Source organism: Pseudoxanthomonas sp. CCNWLW251 (assembly GCF_037402255.1).
Classification (GTDB): Bacteria; Pseudomonadota; Gammaproteobacteria; order Xanthomonadales; family Xanthomonadaceae; genus Pseudoxanthomonas_A.
Window position 1 is genome coordinate 167,613 of record NZ_JBBEGA010000005.1, and the last position, 18,732, is coordinate 186,344.

Annotated in this window: 19 protein-coding genes; 11 read left to right on the top strand and 8 right to left on the bottom strand. The window is 67.4% G+C overall.

From position 1 onward, the window contains the following. The first annotated feature begins 6 nt into the window (after positions 1–6). The gene (gene hemF / locus WBN46_RS17325) at positions 7–936 is read left to right on the top strand and encodes an oxygen-dependent coproporphyrinogen oxidase (RefSeq protein WP_337732663.1); all 930 of its coding nucleotides are present in this window, start codon (positions 7–9) and stop codon (positions 934–936) included. Between the two features lie 172 nt (positions 937–1,108). Here hemF and WBN46_RS17330 read toward each other — a convergent pair whose 3' ends face one another. Together WBN46_RS17330 and polA are read right to left on the bottom strand one after the other, a co-directional pair. After that, entirely contained in the window at positions 1,109–1,597 is a 489-nt protein-coding gene (locus WBN46_RS17330) for a YetF domain-containing protein (protein WP_337732664.1), read from the bottom strand. Positions 1,598–1,963: 366 nt separating this feature from the next. Beyond that, complete coding sequence (gene polA, locus WBN46_RS17335; RefSeq protein ID WP_337732665.1) at positions 1,964–4,729, bottom strand: DNA polymerase I; 2,766 nt, start codon at positions 4,727–4,729, stop codon at positions 1,964–1,966. Between the two features lie 107 nt (positions 4,730–4,836). On the opposite strand from polA, the gene WBN46_RS17340 reads away from it, so the two are divergent. Further along, a complete protein-coding gene (locus WBN46_RS17340) occupies positions 4,837–5,130 on the top strand; it encodes a DUF2782 domain-containing protein (RefSeq protein WP_337732666.1) in 294 nt (97 codons plus the stop codon). 9 nt (positions 5,131–5,139) lie between these two features. On the opposite strand, the gene WBN46_RS17345 is transcribed toward WBN46_RS17340, so the two are convergent. The 4 genes from WBN46_RS17345 to WBN46_RS17360 all read right to left on the bottom strand — a co-directional run bounded on the left by WBN46_RS17345 (position 5,140) and on the right by WBN46_RS17360 (position 9,056). After that, complete coding sequence (locus WBN46_RS17345; protein ID WP_337732667.1) at positions 5,140–5,586, bottom strand: universal stress protein; 447 nt, start codon at positions 5,584–5,586, stop codon at positions 5,140–5,142. A 78-nt stretch (positions 5,587–5,664) separates the two neighbouring features. Beyond that, on the bottom strand, positions 5,665–7,866 hold the full coding sequence (gene uvrD / locus WBN46_RS17350) for a DNA helicase II (RefSeq protein WP_337732668.1): 2,202 nt from the start codon (positions 7,864–7,866) through the stop codon (positions 5,665–5,667). A gap of 49 nt (positions 7,867–7,915) precedes the next feature. Then, positions 7,916–8,419, bottom strand: a complete 504-nt coding sequence (locus WBN46_RS17355) for a GNAT family N-acetyltransferase (protein WP_337732669.1) — start codon at positions 8,417–8,419, stop codon at positions 7,916–7,918. Positions 8,420–8,426: 7 nt separating this feature from the next. Continuing rightward, positions 8,427–9,056 carry a TIGR00645 family protein gene (locus tag WBN46_RS17360; RefSeq protein ID WP_192202852.1) on the bottom strand — a complete coding sequence of 210 codons (630 nt, stop codon included), beginning with the start codon at positions 9,054–9,056 and terminating at the stop codon, positions 8,427–8,429. A 106-nt stretch (positions 9,057–9,162) separates the two neighbouring features. Between WBN46_RS17360 and WBN46_RS17365 the strand changes: the two genes are divergently transcribed. From WBN46_RS17365 to WBN46_RS17375, 3 genes are all read left to right on the top strand, one after another. Next, complete coding sequence (locus tag WBN46_RS17365) at positions 9,163–9,873, top strand: glutathione binding-like protein (protein ID WP_337732670.1); 711 nt, start codon at positions 9,163–9,165, stop codon at positions 9,871–9,873. Between the two features lie 140 nt (positions 9,874–10,013). Further along, complete coding sequence (locus WBN46_RS17370) at positions 10,014–12,239, top strand: DPP IV N-terminal domain-containing protein (protein WP_337732671.1); 2,226 nt, start codon at positions 10,014–10,016, stop codon at positions 12,237–12,239. 16 nt (positions 12,240–12,255) lie between these two features. After that, positions 12,256–12,708 carry a cytochrome c oxidase assembly factor Coa1 family protein gene (locus WBN46_RS17375; RefSeq protein ID WP_337732672.1) on the top strand — a complete coding sequence of 151 codons (453 nt, stop codon included), beginning with the start codon at positions 12,256–12,258 and terminating at the stop codon, positions 12,706–12,708. Positions 12,709–12,769: 61 nt separating this feature from the next. Here the strand turns inward: WBN46_RS17375 and WBN46_RS17380 are convergent, their stop codons facing one another. Beyond that, complete coding sequence (locus WBN46_RS17380) at positions 12,770–13,231, bottom strand: hypothetical protein (protein ID WP_192202848.1); 462 nt, start codon at positions 13,229–13,231, stop codon at positions 12,770–12,772. Between the two features lie 132 nt (positions 13,232–13,363). Between WBN46_RS17380 and WBN46_RS17385 the strand changes: the two genes are divergently transcribed. The 4 genes from WBN46_RS17385 (at position 13,364) to WBN46_RS17400 (ending at position 16,249) form a co-directional block, all read left to right on the top strand. Further along, on the top strand, positions 13,364–14,383 hold the full coding sequence (locus WBN46_RS17385; protein WP_337732673.1) for a pteridine-dependent deoxygenase: 1,020 nt from the start codon (positions 13,364–13,366) through the stop codon (positions 14,381–14,383). A 70-nt stretch (positions 14,384–14,453) separates the two neighbouring features. Next, positions 14,454–14,702 (top strand): hypothetical protein, encoded by a 249-nt coding sequence (locus tag WBN46_RS17390; RefSeq protein WP_337732674.1) that lies wholly within the window; start codon positions 14,454–14,456, stop codon positions 14,700–14,702. A gap of 95 nt (positions 14,703–14,797) precedes the next feature. After that, on the top strand, positions 14,798–15,787 hold the full coding sequence (hemB, locus tag WBN46_RS17395) for a porphobilinogen synthase (protein WP_337732675.1): 990 nt from the start codon (positions 14,798–14,800) through the stop codon (positions 15,785–15,787). Then, a complete protein-coding gene (locus WBN46_RS17400) occupies positions 15,788–16,249 on the top strand; it encodes a GNAT family N-acetyltransferase (RefSeq protein ID WP_337732676.1) in 462 nt (153 codons plus the stop codon). 70 nt (positions 16,250–16,319) lie between these two features. Here WBN46_RS17400 and WBN46_RS17405 read toward each other — a convergent pair whose 3' ends face one another. Beyond that, complete coding sequence (locus WBN46_RS17405) at positions 16,320–17,045, bottom strand: porin family protein (RefSeq protein WP_337732677.1); 726 nt, start codon at positions 17,043–17,045, stop codon at positions 16,320–16,322. Between the two features lie 363 nt (positions 17,046–17,408). Here WBN46_RS17405 and aroE point away from each other — a divergent pair, with 363 nt between their 5' ends. Then, a complete protein-coding gene (aroE, locus tag WBN46_RS17410) occupies positions 17,409–18,257 on the top strand; it encodes a shikimate dehydrogenase (protein ID WP_192202842.1) in 849 nt (282 codons plus the stop codon). Next, entirely contained in the window at positions 18,254–18,646 is a 393-nt protein-coding gene (locus WBN46_RS17415; RefSeq protein ID WP_337732678.1) for a hypothetical protein, read from the top strand. The genes aroE and WBN46_RS17415 overlap by 4 nt, the downstream gene beginning before the upstream one ends. The last annotated feature ends 86 nt before the right edge of the window (positions 18,647–18,732 follow it).

Below are 18,732 nucleotides of genomic sequence, written 5' to 3' on the forward strand. Positions count from 1 at the left end.
CGCGGCATGAACGACATCACGCCCGTCCGCGACTATCTGACCGACCTGCAGGACCGCATCTGTGCCGCCATCGAAGCCGCCGACGGCAGCGCGCGCTTCCGGGAGGATGCCTGGGCACGGCCACCCGGCGATGCGTCACCGATCCGCGGCGGCGGACGCACCCGCGTGCTGCGCGACGGCGCGGTGTTCGAGCAGGCAGGCATCGGTTTCTCCGATGTATCCGGCGACCGGTTGCCGCCTTCGGCCTCCGCGCACCGGCCTGAACTCGCAGGCGCCTCCTGGCGCGCGGTCGGGGTGTCGCTGGTGTTCCACCCCCGCAACCCCCACCTGCCCACCACGCACGCCAACGTCCGCCATTTCCGCGCAGAACGCGACGGCGAGACCGTGGCATGGTGGTTCGGCGGCGGCTTCGACCTGACCCCGTTCTATCCGGTCGACGAGGATGTGCATCACTGGCACCGGACCGCACGCGACCTGTGCGAGCCCTTCGGCGGCCAGGCGCGTTACGACGCACACAAGCGCTGGTGCGACGAATATTTCTTCCTGAAGCACCGCAACGAGACGCGTGGCGTGGGCGGTCTGTTCTTCGACGATCTGAGCGGGGATTTCGAGCGCGACTTCGGTTACCTGCGCGCCGTCGGTGACGGTTTCCTCGACGCCTACCTGCCGATTGTTGCCCGCCGCAAGGACGCGCCCTACGGCGAACGCGAAAGACAGTTCCAGCTGTATCGTCGCGGCCGCTACGTCGAGTTCAACCTGGTCTACGACCGCGGCACACTGTTCGGCCTGCAGAGTGGTGGGCGCGCCGAGTCCATCCTGATGAGCCTGCCCCCCCTGGTGCGCTGGGAATACGGCTACGCCCCGGAAGACGGCAGCGACGAGCAGCGGCTGGCGGACTACCTGCGACCACGTGATTGGCTGGCCGAGTTCGCCTGAGCCTGCTCTTCTGTAGGAGCGACGTGAGTCGCGACCGCACGCCATCCAATGTGTGGGGCTCGGCCGGGGCCACGCGGGCCAAGAATTCCCTGTTTCCCGCGCGGTGCGGATAAGACAAACGTCAACGACGTTTCATTTCCACGGTCGCGACTCACGTCGCTCCTGCAGGGAGCTAGGCTTGCCTGCCCACCACCGTGATGTGCCCGTTGTTCTCCAATACCGCCAGCCGGATGTCGGCCATGTCCAGGCAGCCGGCTTCGCGCATCGCCTTCTCGAAATCCTCGCGGCTGATCAGCTCACGGCGCAGCACGTCGCGGTAGACCTGCCCGTCGCGCGCCAGCAATACCGGCGCGCCCTCCACCCAGCGCTCCACCTTCGGCGAACGCGCCGACACCAGGCCCACGATCCAGTTCAACGCGATCAGCGTGGCCGCGAGCAACAGACCCCCGCCCACCGACGTATCCGCGCCGAGCAGCGCGTTCTGCACCGCATTGCCCAGCAGGACGACCAGCAGGATGTCGAACGGCGTGAACTGGCCCATCGACCGCTTTCCGGACACACGGAGCATCGCCAGCAGGATGAAGTAGACCACGCACGCCCGCAGCACGAACGCCCACCACGGCATGGCCAGCTGGAACATCTCGGCGAACGTTGCGCTCATGCGTCACCCGGTGGCGAAGGACTGCGCGCACGGTAGCGCACGCGACGCGGGCAAACGACAGGCAATAAAAAGCCCCGCAGACCAGGGGGAGATCGGCGGGGCCAGGGAGCGGGACCTGGGGAGGGGTCGTCGCTCCGGGGGAGATCGCTCCAGGGGATGGGAGAGATCAGTGACAGACGTTGCATCTGTCACGGGCTATATGACCACTCCGGACATGGATGGTTCGTGAAGATTCCGGTTAAAAAACCGTAAGATTCAGGAGGAATTCAGTTTATTGAACTCGTCAGTATACAAATATACCTGACAGGGTTTTCCTGAAGCTTCCGCAAGTCCATGTTCCGGAAGGAAATCCGTCCTGAGGCCCGCTCAGTGGGCCTCTTCCCAGTTGTCGCCCACGCCGCTGTCGACCACCAGCGGAACGCTCAGTTGCGCTGCGGCAGCCATCCGCGCTGTCGCCTCTTTCAGCAAAGTCGGCACGAAGCCGGCGTCGGCTTCGAACACCAGTTCGTCGTGCACCTGCAGGATCATCAGCGCCTGGTCGCGGTGATCCGCAAGCCATGCATCCACGCCGATCATCGCGCGCTTGATGATGTCCGCCGCCGTACCCTGCATCGGCGCATTGATCGCCGCGCGCTCGGCGCCGGCGCGCTGGCCCTGCGTCCCCTTGTTGATGTACTCCAGGTACAGGCGGCGACCGAACACGGTTTCGACATAGCCGTGTTCGCGCGCCTGCTGGCGCGTGCGCTCCATGTAGTCGCGCACGCCGGGGTAACGGCTGAAGTACAGCGCGATGTAGTCCTGCGCCTCGCCACGGCCGATGCCCAGCTGGCGCGCCAGGCCGAAGGCGCTCATGCCGTACATCAAACCGAAGTTGATCGCCTTGGCGGCGCGGCGCTCGTTGCCGGTAACGTCTTCCAGCTTGCGCCCGAACACTTCCGCCGCCGTCGCCTTGTGGATATCGGCGCCGGACTCGAACGCGCGCACCAGCCCGGGATCCTGCGACAGGTGGGCCATGATGCGCAGCTCGATCTGCGAGTAATCGCAGGCCACGAGCTTGCGGCCCGGCGGCGCGACGAATGCCTTGCGGATGCGGCGCCCGTCCTCTGTGCGGATCGGGATGTTCTGCAGGTTGGGATCGGTGGACGACAACCGTCCCGTCGCCGCACCGGCCTGGTGGTAGCTGGTGTGCACGCGACCGGTGTCGGGATTGACCATCTCCGGCAGCTTGTCGGTGTAGGTGCTGCGCAGTTTGGCCAGGCCACGGTATTCCAGGATCACCCGAGGCAGTTCGTGCTGGTCGGCGATGGCTTCGAGTGCTTCCTCATTCGTGCTGGGCTGGCCGGTGGGCGTCTTCACCAGCACCGGCAACTTGAGCTCGTCAAACAGCAGCGCCTGCAGCTGCTTGGGCGAATCGAGGTTGAACGTGCGGCCCGCGAGTTCGGTGGCCTTCTGCTGCGCGGCCAGCATGCGCTTGGACAGGTCGGCGCTCTGCCGGCGCAGTTCATCGCCATCGATCATCACGCCGTTGGCCTCAATGCGCGCCAGCACGGGGACCAGCGGCATCTCGATGTCGCGGTAGACGCTTTCCAGTCCGGCTTCCGCTGCCAGCTTCGGCGTCAGCGCGCGGTGCAGGCGCAGGGTGATGTCGGCGTCCTCGGCGGCGTAGCGGGTGGCATCGTCGATGGCCACCTGCGAGAACAGGATCTGCTTGGCGCCCTTGCCGGCGACATCTTCGTACTTGATGGTGTCGTAGCCAAGGTGGCGCTTGGCCAGGCTGTCCATGTCGTGCCGGTTGCTGCCGGCATTCAGCACGAAGCTCTCCAGCATCGTGTCGTCGGCGTAGCCCTGCACGTCCACGCCGTGGCGGCGCAACACGTGCAGGTCGTACTTGCCGTGCTGGCCGAGCTTGCGCCGGCCTGCATCGGCGAACACGGGTGCGAGCGCCGCAAGCACCGCCTCGCGGCCGAGTTGCAGCGGCGCGCCGGGATAGTCGTGGCCCACCGGTATGTACACGGCCTTGCCGGGTTCGGTGGCGAAGCTCAGGCCGACCAGGTTCGCGCGCATCGGATCTAGGCTGTCGGTTTCGGTATCGAACGCGAATTCGTCCGCCTGCTCCAGCCGCGCCACCAGCGCTTCAAGCTGCGCGGGCTCCGTCACGGCCGTGTATTCGCCCGCAACGCCGAGCGACGCGTCGATGACTGCATCGTCCGCGATCGCCGCCGCCACGCGACCGGTGCCGCGTGCACGACCCGGCTCCTTTTCTGCCACCGCGGACGCGTCGACAGTGCCACCCTCGAGCTCCTTCAGCGCCTGATTGAAACCATAGCGGGCGTACAACTCGCGCAACTCATCCACATGGCGTTCGCGCAGCGGCAGCGTCTCCGGCCCGCCATCGAGTGCAACGTCGGTCTTGATGGTGACCAGCTCGCGATTCAGCGGCAGGCGTGGCAGGGCCGCGCGCAGGTTGTCGCCGATCTTGCCCTTGATCTCGCCGGCCCGGTCGATGATCTCAGCCAGCGTGCCGTATTCGCCCAGCCATTTGGCGGCGGTCTTCGGACCGCACTTCTCCACGCCGGGCACGTTGTCCACGGTGTCGCCCATCAGGGCAAGGAAGTCGACGATCTGCTCCGGCCGCACGCCGAACTTCTCCACCACTGCCTCGGTGGAATCCAGCCGGCTGCCGCTCATGGTGTTGACCAGTGCCACGCCAGGACGCACCAGCTGCGCGAAATCCTTGTCGCTGGTGGAAATGGTCACGTCCATGCCCTGCGCCGCGCCCTGCAACGCAAGCGTGCCGATCACATCGTCCGCTTCCACGCCCTCGACACGCAGCAGCGGGAAGCCGAGCGCCTGCACGATGCGGATCATCGGCTCCACCTGCGCGCGCAGCTCTTCCGGCATCGGCGGGCGGTTGGCCTTGTAGTCCGGATACAGTTCGTCGCGGAAGGTCGGCCCGCTGGCATCGAGCACGAAGGCCACGAAGTCGGGCTTTTCCTTCAGCGTCGCGCGCAGCATGTTGACCACGCCGAAGAGCGCGCCGGTAGGCTCGCCCTGCGCATTGGTCAGCGGTGGCAGCGCATGGAACGCACGGAACAGGTAGCTGGAGCCGTCGATGAGTACGAGTCGTGTCATGCCGGCATTCTACGCCGCGTGCCTTGCATGCGGCGTCACGCGCGCCGCCCGGCGTTGGGCGCATAATCGGGCCATCCATCCCCCGAAAGGTCGCCACGATGACCCGCATGACGAAGCGTGCCGTGCTGCTCTCCTGCCTGCTGGCACTGGCCGGCTGCGCATCGACCGGCAGCGATCCCGCCAACGTCGACCTCGCCAACGCGCAGGTCGCCGTCCGCACCGAGAAAAATGGCGACGTGATCGAGGAATACCGCGTGGCCGGCAACCTGCGAATGGTCAAGGTCACGCCGCCGCGCGGCGCGCCCTACTACCTGTACGACTCCGACGGCGACGGGCGCCTGGACAAGAGCAAGGACAACGTCGACGTATCGCCCGTCTACTGGAAGCTCTATGGCTGGTGAGATGCCGCGCTAGCGGATCACCAGCACCGGCACACCGCAGCGGGCCAGTACTTCGCTGGTCTGGCTGCCCAGCAGCAGGCGCCCGAGCGCACGTCGGCCATGCGAGGCCATGACGATGAGGTCGCAGCCCTGGCGTTCGGTGGTTTCGACGATGGCTTCCGCGGCGTACCGGTCAGCGACGTGCAGGCACTGCACCTCGATGCCATGCCGGGTCGCCTGTGCGACGGCTCCGTCCAGCACCCGGCGTGCGGCCTCTTCGCGGGCCGCCTGGAATTCCGGCAACGAGGTGCCTACCGCGCTCCAGCCCAGGCCGTCATCGAAGCCGGTATTGATGGGTTCGCTGACCGTCAGCACGGTGGCCCTGGCCTGCAGTCGCGTCGCCAGCGCGAGGCCATGTTCCACGCCCTTGCCTGCCAGTTCGGAACCGTCGGTCGCGATCAGGATATGCCGGTACATGCCGCACCTCAGGGTGATGGGGTGCGGCCATTACACGCCTGGCGGGCTTAGTGCGCCGTGATCTGGATCAATCGCGGCCTAGACGGCCTGCAGGTTCGCGTAGGCCAGCACCAGCCACTTGCTGCCCTCGCTGTCGAAGTTCACCTGCACCCGCGCGTGGGCGCCGCTGCCTTCGTAATCGGTGACCACGCCATGGCCGAACTTGGCATGGGTGACGGTCTGGCCCAGCTTGAGGCCGGGCGTTTCCAGGCTGGCATGGCCCGGCGTCGCCCGGGTAGCGAAGCCGGAGGCCGGTCGGCTGACCTGCACGCGGGGCCGCACCTCGTTCAGCAGGTTGGCGGGGATCTCGCGCAGGAAGCGTGAGGGGATCCCGTACATGTCCTGCCCGTGCAGGCGTCGCGCCTCGGCAAAGCTCAGCACCAGTTTCTGCCGCGCCCGGGTGATGCCCACGTAGGCGAGGCGGCGCTCTTCTTCCAGTCGCCCGCTCTCGTCCAGCGAGCGGTTGCTGGGGAACAGCCCCTCCTCCAGCCCGGCCAGGAACACCAGCGGGAATTCCAGGCCCTTGGCCGAGTGCAACGTCATCAGCTGCACGCCATCCTCACCGGCCTCGACCTGGCCTTCGCCCGCTTCCAGGGCGGCGTAGGACAGGAAGGCGACCAGCTCGCTCATGCCCTCGCTGCCATTCTCGTCATCGGCGATGTCTTCGCGACGCACGAAGCGCGACGCGACCGACACCAGTTCGTCCAGGTTCTCGGTACGCGATTCCGAATCCAGCCCGCCGCGGCTCTCGCGTGCCCAGTGCTCGCGCAGGCCGGAGCGCGCCAGCACGTGGTCGACGCGCTCGGCCAGCGTCATCTCCGCAGTCTCCTCGGCCAACTGGTCGACCAATGCGGCGAATGCGGCCAGCGCATTGCGCGCGCGCCCGGCCAGGTCGCTGCCCTGCGCCGCCAGCATCGCCGCGCCCCACAGCGATACGCGTGCGCCGCGCGCCAGCCGGCGGACTTCGTCCAGCGTGCGCTCGCCGATGCCGCGCGTGGGCGTGTTGACCACGCGCTCGAACGCCGCGTCGTCCGCCCGGTTGGCCATCAGGCGCAGGTACGCGAGGGCATCCTTGATTTCGGCGCGCTCGAAGAAGCGCATGCCGCCATACACGCGATAAGGCACCTGCTCCGACAACAGGGCCTCTTCGAACGCACGCGACTGCGCGTTGCTGCGGTAGAGGATGGCGGCATCGCCGAGGCTGCCGCCGTCGCGTACCCATTGGCGGATGCGCTCGACGACGAAGCGCGCTTCGTCCATTTCGTTGTAGGCGGCGTACAGGTCGATCGGTTCGCCGTCGCCGGTATCGGTCCAAAGCTGCTTGCCGATCCGGCCGGGGTTGTGCGCGATCACGGCGTTGGCCGCGCCCAGGATGTTCGCGCTGGACCGGTAGTTCTGCTCCAGCCGGATGGTCCGCGCGGACGGATAGTCGCGCAGGAACTGCTGCATGTTCTCGACCTTGGCGCCGCGCCAGCCGTAGATGCTCTGGTCGTCGTCGCCCACCACGAAGACGTGGCCCGTATCGCCCGCCAGCACGCGCACGAAGGCGTACTGGATGGCATTGGTGTCCTGGAACTCGTCCACCAGGATCTCGCGGAAACGCGTGCGGTAGTGCGCCAGCAAGGCCGGCGTGTCGCGCAGCAGCTCGTGCGCGCGCAGCAGCAGTTCGGCGAAATCCACCAGGCCGGCGCGGTCGCACCGTTCCTGGTAACCGGCGTAGACCTGGCGGCGGATGTCCAGCCATTCGTCGTTCGGCGCCGGCTGGATGTGCTCGGGGCGGCGGCCCTCGTCCTTCTGCTCGTTGATCCACCACGCCAGTTGCTTGGGCGGGAACTTGCCTTCGTCCAGCTCCATCGCCTGCACCACGCGCTTGATCAGCCGTTGCTGGTCATCGCTGTCCAGTACCTGGAAGGTCTCGGGCAGCTTCGCTTCCTGCCAGTGCAGGCGCAGCAGGCGATGGGCAAGGCCGTGGAAGGTGCCGATCCACATGCCGCGGCTGCCGTTGCGCAACTGCACGTCGGCGCGGGCGCGCATTTCGCCGGCCGCCTTGTTGGTAAAGGTCACCGCCAGGATGCCGTGCGTGGGCACGCCGAAGACTTCGTTGAGCCAGGCGATGCGGTGGGTCAGCACGCGGGTCTTGCCGGAGCCGGCGCCGGCCAGGACGAGGTAATGCCCCTGCGCTGCGGAAACGGCGTCGCGCTGGGCGGGATTCAGGTGGTCGAGCAGGTGGGAAACATCCATCCGCGCATTTTACGGCCTGCAGCGACCCAAACCCTGAGACGCAGTCCGTTCAGGCCAGTTCGGCGACCTGCATCGAGACCTGCTTGTGGCCATCGCCCAGCCACCGCTGGCCCGCTTCCACGAAGCCATGCCGGGCATGGAACAGGCGCGAGGGCTCGTTCGGCGGCACTACGTTGAACTCGCAGGTGATGCGCGGGATGCCGCGTTCGCGGGCGAAGGCGAAGAGGTCGCCGTAGAGCGCGGACCCGAGGCGATGGCCCTGCACCGAGGCATCCACGACGATGCGGTCCACGTAGAGGAAGTCAGGGTAGCGCGCAGCGAACCAGTCGAAATTGTCGTTGCGATAGTCCGCGCCCGCACGCATCGCCAGCAGGAACGCAACAACGCGGCCGTCGAGCGTCGCCACGCGGAGATAGGCCGACAGGCTCGCCAGGTGGCGCGCCCTGTCTTCGTCCATCGGGCTGGTATGGCGGACCTCCGCGGCATTCAGGGCGACGATGGCGTTGAGGTCATCATCGCCTGCCGCGCGGATCAGGGATGCACCTGCCTGCATGCCGGGATCAGTGCGCCGCGTGCTTGGTCTGCGCGCCGTTGTTCATCAGCCTGTCGGTGTAGGCGATGCCGATGGCGGACAGGATGAAGATGGCGTGGATGATGGTCTGCCACATCACGCCGGTGGCGGTGAAATCACTGCAGGTCTTCGCCAGCCAGCCGGCCGTCTTCGCGGCTTCCGCAGCGGCAAAGGCTTCGGGCGTGCCGCACAGCGGCAGGCCACCCAGCGTGCTGGCGCCGATGAAGGTCTTCAGCAGGTGGATGGACGAGATGCCGATGATCGCCATGGCCAACTTCACCTTCAGCACGCTGGCATTGACGTGGCTCAGCCATTCCGGCTGGTCGGGATGCTTCTCCAGGCCCATGCGCGAAACGAAAGTCTCGTAACCGCCCACGATGACCATCATCAGCAGGTTCGAGATCATCACCACATCGATCAGGCCCAGCACCAGCAGCATGATGTCCTGCTCGCTGAGACTGGTGGCGCCATGGACCAGGTGCCACAGCTCCTTCAGGAACAGGATGACGTACACGCCCTGCGCCACGATCAGGCCCAGGTACAGCGGCAGCTGCAGCCAGCGCGAGCTGAAGATCAGGGCAGGCAGCGGGCCGAGGCGCGCGGATTTGGGATCGGTCATGTGGGGAACGGTCTTTTCCAAGGATGGCGCAGGGTAGCGGCCGGATTTGACGCTGCCAAGTCCGCTGCCGCCGCTAGACTGCGGCTCTCCCCCGCGAGGAACCGCCATGATCGACCTGTACTACTGGCCCACGCCCAACGGCCACAAGATCACGCTGATGCTGGAAGAACTGACCGAGGCAGGCGCGAAGCTCGACTACCGCATCGTGCCGGTCGACATCGGCAAGGGCGACCAGTTCAAGCCGGAATACCTGGCGTTCTCGCCCAACAACAAGATGCCGGCGATCATCGACCACGCACCGGCCGACGGCGGCGCGCCGATCAGCGTGTTCGAATCCGGCGCCATCCTGGTGTACCTGGCCAACAAGACCGGCCGCTTCTTCGGCAACGACACGCGCCAGAAGGTAGCGGTGAACCAGTGGCTGATGTGGCAGATGGCCGGGCTGGGGCCGATGACCGGCCAGTACGGCCACTTCACCGTGTACGCGCCCGAGAAGATTCCCTACGCCATCGACCGCTACACGCGCGAGGTGCAGCGCCTGCTCGGCGTGCTGGACACGCAGCTTGCGAAACATGCCTACATCGCCGGCGACGACTACAGCATCGCCGACATGGCCACGCATCCGTGGATCAACGCCTACGACAAGGCGCCGCTGGATCTGTCGCCCTATCCCGCCCTGCAGCGCTGGCACGCGGAGATCGCGGCGCGGCCGGCCGTGCAGCGCGCGTATGCGCTGCAGTCGCAGGTCAATCCGAACGCGGGCCAGCCGCTCAGCGACGAGGAGCGCAAGCACCTGTTCGGCCAGCCCTCACGGTAGACGGAGCCGAGCCTGCTCGGCTGCGCCGCATCAGGACGTATCCGGCCCGCGAGCGGCGAAGCGAGCGCCGCTCTACGACGCGCGCGCGGCGGCCAATGCAATAATCCGGGCCTGACCGGCCCCGCCGCCCGAGAAATCCGATGCGCCTCGCCCTGTTCGCCCTGATGACACTCGCCACCGCCCTGCCCGCCCACGCCGAAAAACTCACCCTGGAAGCGATCACCGGCAGCGCGCCCCTGTCCGGCCCGACGCTGACCAAGCCGCAGGTCGCGCCGGACGGATCGCGGGTGACCTTCCTGCGCGGCAAGGACAGCGACCGCAACCGGCTGGACCTGTGGGAATACGACATCGCCAGCGCGCAGACGCGACTGCTGGTGGATTCGTCAGTGGTGCTGCCCGGCGAGGAAGTGCTGAGCGATGAGGAAAAGGCGCGTCGCGAGCGCCAGCGCATCGCCGCGCTGTCGGGCATCGTCGACTACCAGTGGTCGCCGGATGGCAAGGCACTGCTGTTCCCGCTGGGCGGCGAGCTTTACTTCTACGACTTGGCGAAGTCCGGCAAGGACGCGGTGCGCAAGCTGACGGATGGCGGTGGTTTTGCCACCGATCCGAAGATATCGCCGAAGGGGGGCTTCGTCAGCTTCATCCGCGACCGCAACCTGTGGGTCATCGAGCTGGCCAGCGGCAGGGAAACACAGCTGACCCGCGACGGCAGCGACGTGATCGGCAACGGCGTGGCGGAGTTCGTAGCCGACGAAGAAATGGATCGCCATACCGGCTACTGGTGGGCGCCGGACGATTCCGCCATCGCCTTCGCCCGGATCGACGAAACGCCGGTGCCGGTACAGAAGCGCTACGAGGTGTACCCCGACCGCACCGAGGTGATCGAGCAGCGGTATCCGGCGGCGGGCGATGACAACGTGCTGGTGCAACTGGGTGTGATCGCACCGAAGGCCGGCGCAAGGCCGCGCTGGATCGACCTGGGCGCCGACCAGGACATTTATCTGGCCCGCGTCGACTGGCGCGACCCGCAACGCCTGACCTTCCAGCGCCAGTCGCGCGACCAGAAGAAGCTCGAGCTGATCGAAACCACACTGGCCACCGGCACGCAGCGCACGCTGGTGACGGAAACCTCGAAGACCTGGGTGCCACTGCACAGCGACCTGCGCTTCCTGAAGGACGGGCGCTTCCTGTGGTCGTCGGAGCGCAGCGGGTTCGAACACCTGTACATGGCATCGGAAGACGGGTCCGAGCTGACCGCATTGACGCAGGGCGAGTGGGTGGTCGACGGCCTGCTGGCCGTCGACGAAGCCGCCGGCCTGGCCTACGCCAGCGGCACGCGTGATGGCGCCACCGAGACGCACGTGTATGCCGTGCCGTTGTCCGGCGGCGAGCCGCGTCGTTTGACGCAGGCGCCCGGCATGCATGCCGCCGCCTTCGCCCGCAATGCCAGTGTCTTCGTCGACAGCTGGTCCAGCGACACCACGCTGCCGCAGATCGAGCTGTTCAAGGCCGACGGCACGAAGCTGGCGACCCTGCTCACCAACGATGCGACCGATGCGGCGCACCCCTACGCGAAGTACCTCGCCGCCCACCAGCCGACGACCTTCGGCACGCTGACGGCCGCTGACGGCCGCACGCCGCTGCATTACAGCCTGATCAAGCCGGCCGGCTTCGACCCGAAGAAGAAGTACCCGGTGGTTGTCTTCGTGTACGGCGGCCCGGCGGCGCAGACCGTCACCCGCGCCTGGCCCGGCCGCAGCGATGCCTTCTTCAACCAGTACCTGGCCCAGCAGGGCTACCTGGTGTTCTCGCTGGACAACCGCGGCACGCCACGCCGTGGCGCAGCCTTCGGTGGCGCGCTGTACGGCAAGCAGGGCACGGTGGAAGTGGACGACCAGCTGCGCGGCGTCGAATGGCTGAAGTCGCAATCGTTCGTCGATGCCGCGCGCATCGGCGTGCACGGCTGGTCCAACGGCGGCTACATGACGCTGATGCTGCTGGCCAAACACAGCGAGGCTTATGCCTGCGGTGTGTCCGGTGCGCCGGTGACGGACTGGGCGCTGTACGACACCCACTACACCGAGCGCTACATGGACCTGCCGAACGCGAACGAAGCCGGCTACCGCGAGGCCAGCGTGTTCACCCACCTGGACGGCCTGCACTCGAAGCTGCTCTTGATCCACGGCATGGCCGACGACAACGTGCTGTTTTCCAACTCGACGAAGCTGATGAGTGACCTGCAGAAGCGCGGTACGCCGTTCGAGCTGATGACCTACCCCGGCGCCAAGCACGGACTGCGCGGCAGCGACCTGCTGCACCGCTACCGCCTGACCGAGGATTTCTTCGGTCGTTGCCTGAAGCCCTGAGACGAAGGAGACACCGATGTCCGCTTCCCCGCCGCCGATGCCCGCCGCCGTGAAAGCGGGCTGGTGGAGCCGCAACTGGAAATGGTGCGTGCCCGTGCTGGCGGTGGTGCTGCTGGCCTCGTTCCTGGCCTTCATCGCCGGGCTGATGACACTGATCTTCGGCGCGATGAAATCCTCAGAACCCTACCGGCATGCGATGGCACGGGCGCAGGCCGATGCGGCCGTGGTCGCCGCACTGGGCACCCCGATCAAGCCGGGCTGGTTCGTGCAGGGCAGCCTCAACAGCAGTGGAGCGGGCGGCGAGGCAGAGCTGGCAATCCCGCTTGATGGCGGCAAGACCGATGGCACGCTGTTCGTGGTGGCGGAGAAGCGCGCCGGTGAATGGCACTACGAAACGCTGGCGGTCAACGTGGACGGCGGCGAACGGATCGTGCTGGAAGCCGGCAACGACGGGCCGGCATCTCCCTGACCCCACGAACGACGAAGGCGGCCATGGGCCGCCTTCGGATCGCATCCGGCAGGTGGCCGGCTCAGTTCTTCGGCGCCGGGTCCGGCACGACCAGGGTGGGGTCCACCGCCGTGCCCGGCGGCACGTAGATCGCCACGCCCGCCGCCTGCTTCTGGGTGGTGGGAATGCCCATGCTCAGACCGCCGCCCGAGTGCCGGCCGTAACTGCCGGCGCCCACCGACATGCCGACCGGGGAACCACTGGATCCCACGCCGACCAGCACCACGCCGTTCGCGCCGAGGGCGGCGGCTTCGCGCTTGAGGCGTGCCACGGCGGCGTCGGTCTGGCCCTGCGTGCCGAAGCCGACGGCACTCTTGGATTCAAGCTGCGCGATTTCCAGCGACCCCGCAGGCGCGGTGCGGTAGACTTGGACCTGCGCAGGATCGATGGCGGGGCGCGCCTGCCCCAGCATGACCTTGGAGCTGCTGGCGCAGCCGGCACTGAGCGCGGCGACGAGCACGATGGCAGCGATACGGAACGACATGGCGGCTTCTCCCGGTGACCTGCGGCGATCTTCCGCCGATGCCGCTGAATACTGGCACAGCCGGCAGGCGTCCGGCGTGACGGGATGGGCGGGTTATCATTTCGCCCCGACATGCCCCCCGTTTCCCGCACGATGAGCTCCGCCCCCGACCATCCACCCGCGCCGCAGCGGCTGGCCGTCGACTACATCCATGCGCCCACGCCACGGGCGTTGCTGGGCCTGCCGGAGACGCTGGCCGTGTTCGGTTTCGGCGCGCTGGCGCCCGCTACCTCGACCATCGACGACCCGCGCTACCTGCGCGTGCCGCTGTCGCCGTTGCGCGAAGCCGCGGCCCCGTACGAAGTCTGGCGTGCGGCGGGCCCCGTGACCACAGGCCGCGAAGGCGCGGTGCGCTACAGCCACGACGGGGCGCTGATGTTCGGCGTGGTGGAGTGGGAAGAACCCGAAGGCGGCATCCTGCACGCAAGCGCGCATGCATATGCCGCGATGGCCGCCTTCTGGCGCGACAGCGGATATCCGCACCTGCTGCGCATCTGGAATTACTTCGATGCCATCACGCAGGGCGAAGGCGACGGTGAACGTTACCGGCAATTCTGCATCGGCCGCGTGCAGGGCCTGGGCGATATCGATACGCGCGCGCTGCCCGCCGCCACGGCGATAGGCAGTCGCGATGGCCGCCGCGTGCTGCAGGTCTACTGGCTCGCCGCACGTGAACCGGGTACGCCACTCGAGAATCCGCGCCAGGTCAGTGCCTACCGCTATCCGCGCGAATACGGCCCGCAATCCCCGAGCTTCGCGCGCGCGTTGCTGCCTCCGTCGCACCAGGTACCCCTGTTGCTGTCCGGCACCGCCAGTATCGTCGGCCATGCGTCGCAGCACGCGGACTCGCTGCGCGCGCAGCTGGACGAGACCCTCACCAACCTCGACAGCCTGCTGGGCGCGGCGCGCACGCACGCGGCGACGTTGCCGGCGCACCTGGACACGAGTTCGCGCCTGAAGGTCTACGTGAGCGATGCCGCCGACGCCGACACCGTGGCCGCGCAACTCGAGGCCCGCCTGGGCACGCGCGTGCCATGGCTGATGCTGCATGCCGACGTCTGCCGGCGCGAGCTGCTGGTCGAGATCGAGGGCATGCACGGCGTAGGTGCTTGAAGCGCCCGGCGACCGTCCGCATAGTGGAAACACGGGGCGACCTTCCGCACGCCCGCATGGAAACCGCGACATGGGACTGATCAGCCTGCTGTGGGGCATCGTGGCGATGCTGTGGATGGTGCTGGCCCTGATCCCGCTGCTGGGCTGGGGCAACTGGTTCCTGATCCCGTTCGCGGCGGTCGGCGCGGTGATCGCCGCCATCGGCATCCTGTTCACCCGCACGGAACACCGCGGTCGCGCGAAGGCGGGGCTGGTGCTGAACGCCATCGTCATCGTCGTCGGCATCTTCCGCCTGTCGCTGGGCGGCGGGATCATCTGACGCCACCGGATGCAGCGTTCCGTACTGCGACCGCCCGTCGCAGGCTGGCCGGCGGGCGGCGGGCGTATCATTCGCCGCTCTGCCAGGAGCCCGTGATGGCCTATCCCCATACCCGCCCGCGCCGCATGCGTCGCGACGAGTTCTCCCGTCGCCTGATGCGCGAGAACGTGTTGACCACCAACGACCTGATCTACCCCGTGTTCGTGCACGAGGAGAAGGGCCGGGTGCCGGTGGCGTCGATGCCGGGCGTGGAGCGGCTTTCGATCGACGAGCTGCTGCGCGTGGGCGAGGAAGCGCTGGAGCTGGGCGTGCCGGTGCTGGACCTGTTCGGCGTGCCGGATCCGTCGGCGAAGACCGCCGATGGCCGCATCGCATGGGACGAGGACGGCATCATCCCGCGCGCGATCCGCGCACTGAAATCCCGTTTCCCCGAACTGGGCGTGATGAGCGACCAGGCCCTGGACCCGTACACCACGCACGGCCAGGACGGATTGATCGACGACACCGGCTACATCCTCAACGACGAGACGATCGAGGCGCTGGTGAAGCAGTCGCTGGCGCATGCCGCCGCCGGCGTGGACATCCTGTCGCCCAGCGACATGATGGACGGCCGCATCGGCGCGATCCGCGAGGCGCTGGAGAACGCCGGCCATATCAACACCCGCATCATGTCGTACGCGGCCAAGTACGCGTCCGCGTTCTACGGCCCGTTCCGCAGCGCGGTGGGCAGCGCCGGCAACCTCGGCAAGGGCAACAAGTTCACCTACCAGATGGACCCGGCCAATTCCAATGAGGCGCTGCACGAGATCGCGCTGGACCTGGACGAAGGCGCCGACATGGTGATGGTGAAGCCTGGCCTGCCGTACCTGGATGTGATCCGCCGGGTGAAGGACGAGTTCGGCGTGCCGACGTTTGCCTACCAGGTCAGCGGCGAGTACGCGATGATCAAGGCGGCGGCCGCGAACGGCTGGCTCGACGAGAAGGCCTGTGCACTGGAAGCGCTGACCGCATTCAAGCGTGCCGGCGCCGATGGCGTGCTGACCTACTTCGCGCTGGATGCGGCACGCTGGCTGCGGAGCAGCTGAGTGACGTCCATCGTCATCCGCGATGCGCGGCAAGACGATGCAGGCGAACTGGCGCGCCTGTGCACGCTGCTCGCCTATCCCGTCGACAGCGCCGCGATGGCCGGACGGCTGGCCATCCTGCTGGCATCGCCCGCGCATGCCGTGATGGTTGCCGCCTCAGCGGACGACGACAGCGGCCTGATGGGAATGGCGGCTGCGGAGTGGCGGCTGATGATCGAGTTCGGCGGGCGCGCCGAGATCACGGCATTGATCGTCGACCCGCGGGCGCGACGCCTCGGTCTGGCGCGGCGCCTGGTGGATACGGCCTGCGACTGGATACGGGACCAGGGCGGCACGGACGTCTTCGTGCGCTCCAACATCCTGCGTCCGGAATCGCATGCGTTCTATCCGGCAGCAGGCTTCACGCTCGCCAAGACCCAGCATGCCTACGTGCGACGGCTGGCACAGCCGGCAGGCGATTGAGCGGATACTTCGCGGCATCGACGGCGCAGGAAAAAACGGGAGCCGTCCGGCTCCCGTTTTCGTTCAACGCTCAGAAGCGCGCTTCGATGCCCAGCATCACGGTGTCGGCACGGTTGAAATCGCAGTCGAGATCGTCGTCGCAGTCGTCGTAGGTGTAGTCGTCGGCGTAGACGAACGCGGTATAGCCGAGGCTGATGTTGAAATGGCGATTGATGTCCACGCCGATCGCCACGCCCGCATACCCGCCATCGGCGGAAAATTCCTCGTCGGCGCCGTCAACCTCGGCATCGAAGTAGCCGCCGCGCACGGTGGCGAACCACGGGCTGTCGCCGAAGTTCATGCGTGCATTCGCGCCGATGGCCTTGTAGGTCGCCTTCGCGAACCGCCAGTCGCCATCGGTGGTCTCGTCCAGGCGGCCGCCCGACAGTTCAACGCCCACCTGCGCCCACGGACCCGCCTGCCAGCGGTAGCCCGCGCTCACGGCGACGGCATCCTGTTCGACGTCTTCGTAGATCCAGCCCTGGCCCGCCTGTACGCCGACGAAGAAACCGCCGTCCTCCTCTTCTTGGGCAGGCGCGGGAGAAACATGAGCCGGCGCCGGGTACGTCGGCGCAGGGGCCGGCGGTGCGGGCTGGGGGGCGGCTACCTGCGTCGCCGGCGTCACGGGCGGGTTGGCGGCGGGCTGCGACGCCTCCTTCTTGCGGAAGGCTTCGTACGCGGGAGAGATGGATTGCGCTTGCGCATGCAGGGCGAAGGCCGCCAGCGCGAGCGGCAGGCAACGGAACAACGGCTTCATGGAATTCTCCCTTTCGGTCGTGGTGGAATCCCCGCGTCCTTGCGGTACCGGCGGGGTGAGTGATGTGTCGCGGAAACAGCCGGCCCGGCGCGCGCACGTGGCGCCCGTCCGACCGATTCGCGGTCGGCGAGCGCCCTCGCAGCAGCAGGGTTCGATGGATGGCGACCGGACTCCCCAGCCCGGCCTGCCTGTCGCCTTGATCCCTGGCGCCCCTTTTCGGCGGCCGCACAGTGAGGCCGGGCAGCACTGCCTGTCAAGCGGACCGCCGTGCGCGGTAGACTCGGATCGAAGCGGCAGCGGCCTCCCGCATTCGCGGCGCGCCTCTGCGGCATCCCATCCTTTCTCCCGACGGGGTCCTGCGCCATGTCCAGCCATCGCTACGCCGTCTTCGGCCATCCCGTCGCCCACTCGCTGTCGCCCCGCATCCATGCGGCGTTCGCGCGTCAGGTCGGCATCACGCTGGAGTACACCGCCATTGACGTGGCGGCGCACGATTTCGTCGCCACGCTCGATCGCTTCGTGGGCGACGGGGGTGCGGGCGCCAATGTCACGCTGCCACTGAAAGAAGCCGCCTTCGCGATCTGCGCGCGGACTACCGAGCGCGCGCGACGCGCCGGCGCGGTGAACACGCTGACCCGCAACGACGGCCAATGGCATGGCGACAACACCGACGGCGCCGGCCTGGTGCGCGACCTCACCGGTCGGCATGGCCTGGACCTGCGCGCACGCCGTGCACTGCTGCTGGGTGCCGGTGGCGCCGCACGCGGCGTAGCACCGGCATTGCTCGATGCAGGCATCAGCGAGCTGATCATCGTCAACCGCACGCCTGACCGCGCCGATGCGCTGGCGGACGCGCTGGGCGAGCCGGAGCGCGCGCATTCGCGCTACTGGGACGATCTGCGCGACCTCGGCGACTTCTCGCTGATCGTCAACGCCACGTCCGCCTCGCGGCAGGACCACGGCGAGTTCAGCCTGCCCTTCCACCTGGCCACGCCGCGCACGCTGGCGGTGGACCTCAACTACGGCGAAGCCGCGATTTCCTTCCTCGCATGGGCGCGCGCCGCCGGCTGCCACGATGCCGTGGATGGATTGGGCATGCTGGTGGAACAGGCAGCCGAGGCATTCGAGCAGTGGCACGGCGTGCGCCCGGAAACCGATGCGGTTTACACCGCGTTGCGCGACAGGGACAAGGTGCTGGTGACGGCGGATTGACTATCGCGGACTCCAGCTTCCTGATGATTGGTAAAGCCGCAGGTACGGGAAGCCTGGTGCTGATCCTCGCCGGCTGCGTCATGCTCCATGTTCGCTTGCGCAACCTTCCCAGCCTCTCTCTATTGATCGCGCTGGCCACGAATGCGTTGTGGCTCGCAGGGGGTCAGTCAACGCTTCGCGATGTCCTGACACCATCCCATGCCCCCTTTCCAATAACGACGACAGGCAACAACGCTCGAGGAGCGCTCGCAACGCTCGACCAGGCCGCAATGGCTGAGAACGCGGTGATCGCTGGCGACACATTGCTTGCGTTCTTGGTAGCGCTCTCGTTCGCGCTTGCCGTAGCGTCCATCCCCCGCCTGCGAAAAGACCAAGGAGAATCCGGGTGACAATTCCCGACAACTCCCTGCGATTCTCAACGACTCCGACCGTGCGCGCCTCCGGACGCGCACCGTCTGAAGAAACTCACACAGCT